General features: G+C 74.6%; 7 protein-coding genes. 1 reads left to right on the top strand and 6 read right to left on the bottom strand.

Features of this window, described 5'->3' with window-relative positions; genetic code table 11:
• From VF825_RS14770 to VF825_RS14760, 3 genes are all read right to left on the bottom strand, one after another.
• Window positions 1-896: NAD kinase (locus tag VF825_RS14770; RefSeq protein WP_331114632.1), on the bottom strand; the 896-nt coding region annotated here is incomplete at its 3' end.
• On the bottom strand, window positions 893-1,711 hold the full coding sequence (locus VF825_RS14765) for a TlyA family RNA methyltransferase (RefSeq protein WP_331114630.1): 819 nt from the start codon (window positions 1,709-1,711) through the stop codon (window positions 893-895). The genes VF825_RS14765 and VF825_RS14770, both read right to left, overlap by 4 nt.
• Before the next feature lie 32 nt (window positions 1,712-1,743).
• Window positions 1,744-1,872: a hypothetical protein gene (locus VF825_RS14760; RefSeq protein ID WP_331114628.1), complete on the bottom strand. Its 129-nt coding sequence runs from the start codon at window positions 1,870-1,872 to the stop codon at window positions 1,744-1,746.
• Between the two features lie 402 nt (window positions 1,873-2,274).
• Here VF825_RS14760 and VF825_RS14755 point away from each other — a divergent pair, with 402 nt between their 5' ends.
• Window positions 2,275-3,336: a hypothetical protein gene (locus tag VF825_RS14755; protein ID WP_331114626.1), complete on the top strand. Its 1,062-nt coding sequence runs from the start codon at window positions 2,275-2,277 to the stop codon at window positions 3,334-3,336.
• 200 nt (window positions 3,337-3,536) lie between these two features.
• On the opposite strand, the gene VF825_RS14750 is transcribed toward VF825_RS14755, so the two are convergent.
• The 3 genes from VF825_RS14750 to VF825_RS14740 all read right to left on the bottom strand — a co-directional run.
• Complete coding sequence (locus VF825_RS14750) at window positions 3,537-4,703, bottom strand: HAD-IIA family hydrolase (protein ID WP_331114623.1); 1,167 nt, start codon at window positions 4,701-4,703, stop codon at window positions 3,537-3,539.
• 105 nt (window positions 4,704-4,808) lie between these two features.
• Complete coding sequence (locus VF825_RS14745; protein ID WP_331114621.1) at window positions 4,809-5,201, bottom strand: single-stranded DNA-binding protein; 393 nt, start codon at window positions 5,199-5,201, stop codon at window positions 4,809-4,811.
• Window positions 5,202-5,333: 132 nt separating this feature from the next.
• Window positions 5,334-6,119 (bottom strand): hypothetical protein (locus tag VF825_RS14740; protein WP_331114618.1); only part of this gene is annotated, 786 nt, incomplete at its 5' end.

The raw sequence follows: 6,119 nt of genomic DNA, 5'->3' as shown, positions 1-6,119 counted from the left end.
CGCCGACCCGCCCCGCGCCAGCCGGCGACGGACAGGTCGAACTTGGCCACGAGCCGGTCGGTGAAGGGAGAGGAGCTCATCCGGGCCAGGCGCACCGGGGTGTCGCTGCGGCAGACCTCGATCCGGGCGCCCGGCGGGAGCTCGACCATGCGCGCCCCGTCGCACCACAGGACGCCGGAGCCCTCGGTGTCGGCGAGCACCTCGACGGCCAGCCGGGAGCTCGGCCCGACGACCAGCGGCCGGGCGAAGAGGGCGTGTGCAGCCAGCGGGACGACCATCATCGCCTCGACGTCGGGCCACACGACGGGGCCCCCGGCGGAGAACGCGTAGGCCGTCGACCCGGTTGGCGTGGCCATCACGACCCCGTCGCAGCCCCAGGTCGAGAGCGGGCGGCCGTCGACCTCGACGATGAGCTCGAGCATCCGCTCCCGCGCGGCCTTCTCGACGGTGACCTCGTTGAGCGCCCAGCTGGCGGCGATGAGCTCGCCATCGTGGTGCGCGCGCACCTCGAGGGTCATCCGCTCTTCGACCGCGTAGTCGCGGGACACGATGCGCTCGACGGTCTCCTGCAGGTCCTCGCGCTCGGCCTCGGCGAGGAAGCCGACGTGCCCGAGGTTGACCCCGAGCAGCGGGGCGTCGGTGCCGCGGGACATGGCGGCCCCGCGCAGGATGGTGCCGTCGCCGCCGAGCACACAGACGAGCTCGCAGCCGCGGGCCGGGTCGGCGGGGTCGGCCAGCACCACGTTGGGGTTGTGCCCCAGGTGGACCGCCTCCGCCTCCTCGGGCAGCAGGGCCACCTCGATGCCTGCCGCGTGCAGACGCGCCGCGACGTCACCCGCAAGGTGCTGGGCCTCGGGGCGGCGGGGGTGGGCCACCAGCAGGATGCGACGCGTCACGTCAGCCCTTCCGTCGAGAGGCGCTCGGCCTGGTCGGCGACCTCGCGCGGGCTCAGCGCGGCGACGTCGCGGGACGTGCACCAGAGTAGGTACTCACGGTTGCCGTTGGTGCCCCGGATCGGGCTGCCGTGCAGCGCGACCGGGCGCAGCCCCGCCTGCACAGCCGCCGCGGCGACGTCGGTGATGGCCCGCGCGCGGTCGGGCGCGCTGCGCACCAGCCCACCCCGGCCGAGCCGTTCGCGCCCGACCTCGAACTGCGGCTTGACCAGCACCACGAGGTCGCCGCCCGGGGCGGTCAGTGCCGCGAGCGCCGGCATCACCGTGCGCAGCGAGATGAAGCTGAGGTCGGCGACCACCAGGGCCGCGGGGCCTCCGATGGAGGCCGGGTCCAGGTCACGCACGTTGGTGCCCGACCACTCGGTCACCCGCGGGTCGCCGGCGAGCTCCGCGACGAGCTGGCCGTGCCCGACGTCGACCGCCTCGACGTGGACGGCGCCACGGGCCAGCAGCACCTGGGTGAAGCCACCGGTGGAGGCACCGACGTCGATGCACCGCTTCCCCTGCGCGGACAGGCCGCGGTCGGCGAACTCGTCCAGGGCGGTCAGCAGCTTGTATGCCGCGCGGCTCACCCAGGGTTCGGGCTCGGTCGCCAGGGTGATCTCGTCGGCCGCGGTGACCGGCGCGGAGACCTTGCTCGCGGTGGCGCCGCCGACCAGGACGGCGCCCTGGCCGACGAGGGCGCGCGCCTGTCCGCGCGACCGCGCCAGACCACGGCGGACGAGCTCGACGTCCAGGCGCGACGGCGAGTCGGTCATGGCGGGGTCACCGGGGCGAAGGGTCGGCGCGCTCACTCGTCGCCGAGGTCGGCCAGCCGGGCCTGCAGCGTGCGGTGCACCTTCTCCCCGACCTCGACGTGCGCGTCGAGAGGCTCGCCGGTGACCCGGTCGAACTCGTCGAGGACCGCGTCGACCACCACGTCGCCGGTGGGCTCCTTGGTGGCGACAGCGGGAGGTGTGACCAGCCCACTGCCAGCAGCGGGAGCCGCTCCGGAGGTCTCGCTGGAGCCCTGCTCCGAACCCCCGCGCGGGCCCTGCTCCGAACCCCCGCGCGGGCCGGGCTTCGGCGCAGCAGCCGGGCTCGGGGCGGGGGTAGTGGCACCGCTCACGCCCGGGCCGGGCTTCGGAGCCGCAGTCTCGGTCGAGCCGCCGGCTGCCTGCGCGCCGGCTGCCTGCTCAGACGCTTCCTGCGCGGGGGCTGGCTGCCCGGGGGCTGCTGGCCCAGACGCTTCCTGCGCGGGGGCTGGCTGCGCGGGGGCTGCCGGCCCAGGTGCTTCCTGCGCGGCGTCATCCTGCACCGCGTTGTCCTGCACCGCATCGTCGTGGGTCATGAGGTCTCCTTGCTGGTCCGGCGGGTGGTGGCGGCCGACGAGGACGTCGGCGCGGGTGCCGCATCGCTGGCCGCCCGGGTCCGCGCGGCCTGGGCGCCGGCGGGCTGGCGGAGCGGGGCACGCTTGGCCTGGGTTTTCTTCCGCGCGCCCGAGGTGGAGGCCGTGACCGAGGAGGCGCCGGCAGACTTCCTCGTCCCGGACCTGGCCGCGCTGGTCTTCCTGGCTGCGGCCTTCTTCGCGGCAGTGGTCTTCGCCGTGGAGCTCTTCGCGGCGGCGGTCCTCGCAGCGGAGGACGTCGCCGTCGAAGTCTTGGCCGCGGTGGACGTGCCCGCGGTGGACGTCGCGGCGGAGGTCTTCCTGGCGGTGGCGGTCTTCGCAGCGGAGGACTTCCTGGCCGCGGACTTCTTCGCCGCGGCCGTCTTCCCAGCGGAGGGCTTCGCCGTCGAAGCCTTGGCCGCGGTGGACGTGGCCGTGGAGGACTTCGCCGCGGGGGACGTGGTCGCCGAACCTCCGGCAGAGCGCGTGGCTGTCGGCGCCGTGCTGGACCCGGTCGCCGACGTCGTGGGCCCGATGGTGTTCGTGCCTGAGGCTCGCTTCGAGGCCCGCTTCGTGGCGGCCTTGCGGGCCGGGACAACGGCAGGCGCGGCGCCGTGCGTGGCCGCTGCACGGGTCGAGCGGGACGGCCGACCTGCAGCACCCGCAGGTCCCGAGGTCGCGGCGTCGCCACCGGCCGAGGCCTCCTCGGCGTGCTCGGTCGAGCGCACCTGGGCCAGCTCTGCGCGCAGCCTCGTAACCTGGGCCTGCGCCGCCTCCAGCTCGGCCACGGGCACCAACCCGAGGCGACCCATGGCGGCCTCGACCTCGGAGCGCACCAGGGTGGTGAGGTTCTCGCGGTTGGTCGTGGCCGCGGCGAGCAGCTCGTCGGCGAGCGTGGTGACCTGTCCGGCCACCTTGCCCGTGCTCGTGACCCCGGGCAGGGCCAGCAGCCCCTGGGCGGCCTCGAGCGCCCGGGCCTTCGTCAGCTCGCCCAGCCCGGAGGCGAGCTGGACGTAGCCCCGCACCGATTCGAACGCCATGGAGTTCCTCCTCGTGGGTCACGGCACCGGGTCACCACCCGGCAGTGAGGCTTCACGCTACTGCCCCGCCCCGCGCGCGTCTCCTGCCGTCGCACCGGGCCGGGCGCGTGACCTGCACCGCACGTCCCAGCGCGGTGCAGGCACAGCGGCGGCTACAGCCTGGTGGGCAGCCTCGGGTCAGTCCGCCGAGCCGCCCCCACGTCCTGCGTCGCTTCTGGCCGCGCCCTCGCGCACTGCTCCGCCATCCCCGGTCTCCCGCGCGTCCCCCAGGCTGGACCGGGGTGAGCCTGGAGCGCCGTCCTCTGCGGCCAGTCGCTCAGCCATGAGGGTCCACCACTGCCCCATCCGGGCCTCACGCAGCGACTCCGCTGCGAGTGCACCGTTGTCGACCGCCTCCCATGATGCCGCCAGGGAGGCCCGCAGCAGGTGCTCGGCCGGACCGTCGCACACCACTTGGATGTCGGGGCCGTCGGCCGCAGCCATCGTCACCGCCGCAGCACCGCAGGCCCAGGCGCCGTCGACCTTCCGCGGCGCGACGTAGCCCACGCCCAAGCACCTCAGGTCGGCGGCAACGTAGCGTGGTCGCGACTCGACGCCCGCGGCGGCCAGATCGGCGGGGCCGTGTACCCCGGTGAGGACCACCAGGGCATCGACCCCCGCAGCGTTCGCCCCGGCGATGTCGGTGTCCAGCCGGTCGCCGACCGCCAGGGTCTGCGAGGCGTCGATGTCGAGCCGCCGGGCGCTCAGCTCGTACAGCGGTGTCCAGGGCTTGCCGACCACGTCCGGGTCTGCCCCGGTGGCGCTGCGGACCGCCGCCACCAGGGTCCCGTTGCCCGGGGCTGTCCCCCGATCCGTCGGCAACGTCGCGTCGACGTTCGTGGCGACCCACACGGCACCTGACTGCACGGCATACGCCGCCTCGGCGAGCTCGCGCCAGCCGACGTCGGTGCCGAACCCCTGGAGAACCGCCACCGCGCCGGCCGCCTCGGAGACCGCGACGAGCCCCTCCTCCCGCAACGCGGCACGCACCCCCTCGCCACCCACCGCGAGCACCCGGGCGCCGTCTCCGACACGATCCCGGACGCGCGCGGCGCCGGCTTGGGCGCTCGTGACGACGTCTGCCTCCGTCAGCGAGACACCGAGGCGGGTCAGCTGTGCGGCGACCTGCGCGGGGGTCCTCGAGGCGTTGTTGGTCGCGTAGACGACCCGACGGCCGGACTCCACGGCAGCCCGCAACGCCTCGACCGCATGGGGGACGGGTTCGCGTCCCCGGTAGACCACACCATCGAGATCGCAGACGACCCCCTGATAGCTGTGCAGCAGCGGCGTCTCCGGCTCAGTCACCCGGGCATTGTTGCGCGTCGGCGTGCCGTACGACGGCGCCGGGGTCAGGACCGACGAATCACCGTCACGCGCTCACAGGCCGGGCGTCACGGTCAGGGATCAGGGTCAGGGGTCACCCGCCGGACGACCATGCTGCCGGGTCACCGTCGCCGCCTCGACCTCGTAGCGGCTCGCCGGACCGCCCGGGGACCGCCAGAAGCGGCGGCGCAGCGCCCCGGTCACCTCGACGACGTCACCGCCGTGCAGGCGCGACGCCCGGCGCTGCGCACCCTTGCTCCAGCAGGCGACGTCGACAGTGTCCACCAGTGTGGCGGTCCTGGCCCCGGCACGCGGGGTGCCGGTCCTGCGGACGACGACCCGGAGCTGCACGACCGTGTCACCGCTCGGCAGGTCGCGGGACATCGGCTCGCCGCTCACGCGCCCGACCAGTCTCACCTCGTTGACGGCCGGCTCATCCTGCGGCATGGCCCGCGGACGGGCGGCTGCTCGTGAAGTCATGTGACACCTCTCCCCTGGTTGGTCCCCCCATGCTGAAGGGGCCGGTCGCCGCAGTGAAGGCAGCGACCGGCCCCTGTGGATGGTGGGACCCGGAGTGCACCCCCATGTGGACAACATGGGGTGCACCTGGGGTCACTCGTCGTCGAGGTCCTCGAGCAGGTCGGTGACGTGGACGCCGTCGAGGTCCGCCAGCCGCTCATCGGCGTCGGTCTCCCCGTCGAGATCGGCGTCGGCGGCACGGGCGAACCAGTCCCGAGCGCTCTGGGTGTCCCCGAGGGCGAGCTTGGCCTCCGCATAGGCGTAGAACAGGCGCGCCGTCCACGGCTTGGGGCTGGTGGTCGGGCGCAGCTGCGGGATCTCCAGCCCCACCGCGGCCGCCTCCAGCTGGCCGAGGTCGCGACGGATGCCCGAGACGACGATCGCGAGCTCGATCCGCTCGTCCAGCGGCAGCGACTTCGCCTCGGGCGAGGCCGCGAGGTCCAGGGCCCGGTCGAGGCGCCCGAGGCCGCGCTCGGCGTCGACCATCAGCGGGAGCATGTGCGAGGACCCGGACAGACGCCGTGCGGTCCGGAACTCGCTGAGGGCCTTGGCCCAGTCACCCTTGCGGTACGCCACCAGGCCCATCGCCTCGCGAGCGGCCGGCACCCGGCCGGCGCGACGGACGGCGGTCTCGGCATGGGCCTCGGCCGCCTCGATGTCGGTGTCCAGCAGCGTGGCGACCATGACCAGGTGCTGTGCCACCCCCTCGGCGTTCTCCTTGCTCAGGGTGCGCAGCTGGTTCTTCACGGCGCGGTCGAGCTCGTGGCCGGTCACGCCCTCGGCGATCGCCGGCTCCGGCAGGCGGGGCGACTTCGGGGCCAGGCGCGAACCGCCACGGTGCTCGACGCCCTCGTCCCGGCCGCCACGCGGCGCGCCGGC

Origin of the sequence: Oryzihumus sp. (genome assembly GCF_036391795.1) — a bacterium.
Classification (GTDB): domain Bacteria; phylum Actinomycetota; class Actinomycetes; order Actinomycetales; family Dermatophilaceae; genus Oryzihumus.
Note: the sequence above shows the minus strand (reverse complement) of the source record. Positions and strands in the feature narration are given on the sequence as shown.

Bases quoted from the DNA above. Each gene is read 5' to 3' on its own strand.
- VF825_RS14745 (WP_331114621.1), bottom strand. From the start codon at position 5,201: ATGACTTCACGAGCAGCCGCCCGTCCGCGGGCCATGCCGCAGGATGAG.
- VF825_RS14765 (WP_331114630.1), bottom strand. From the start codon at position 1,711: ATGACCGACTCGCCGTCGCGCCTGGACGTCGAGCTCGTCCGCCGTGGT.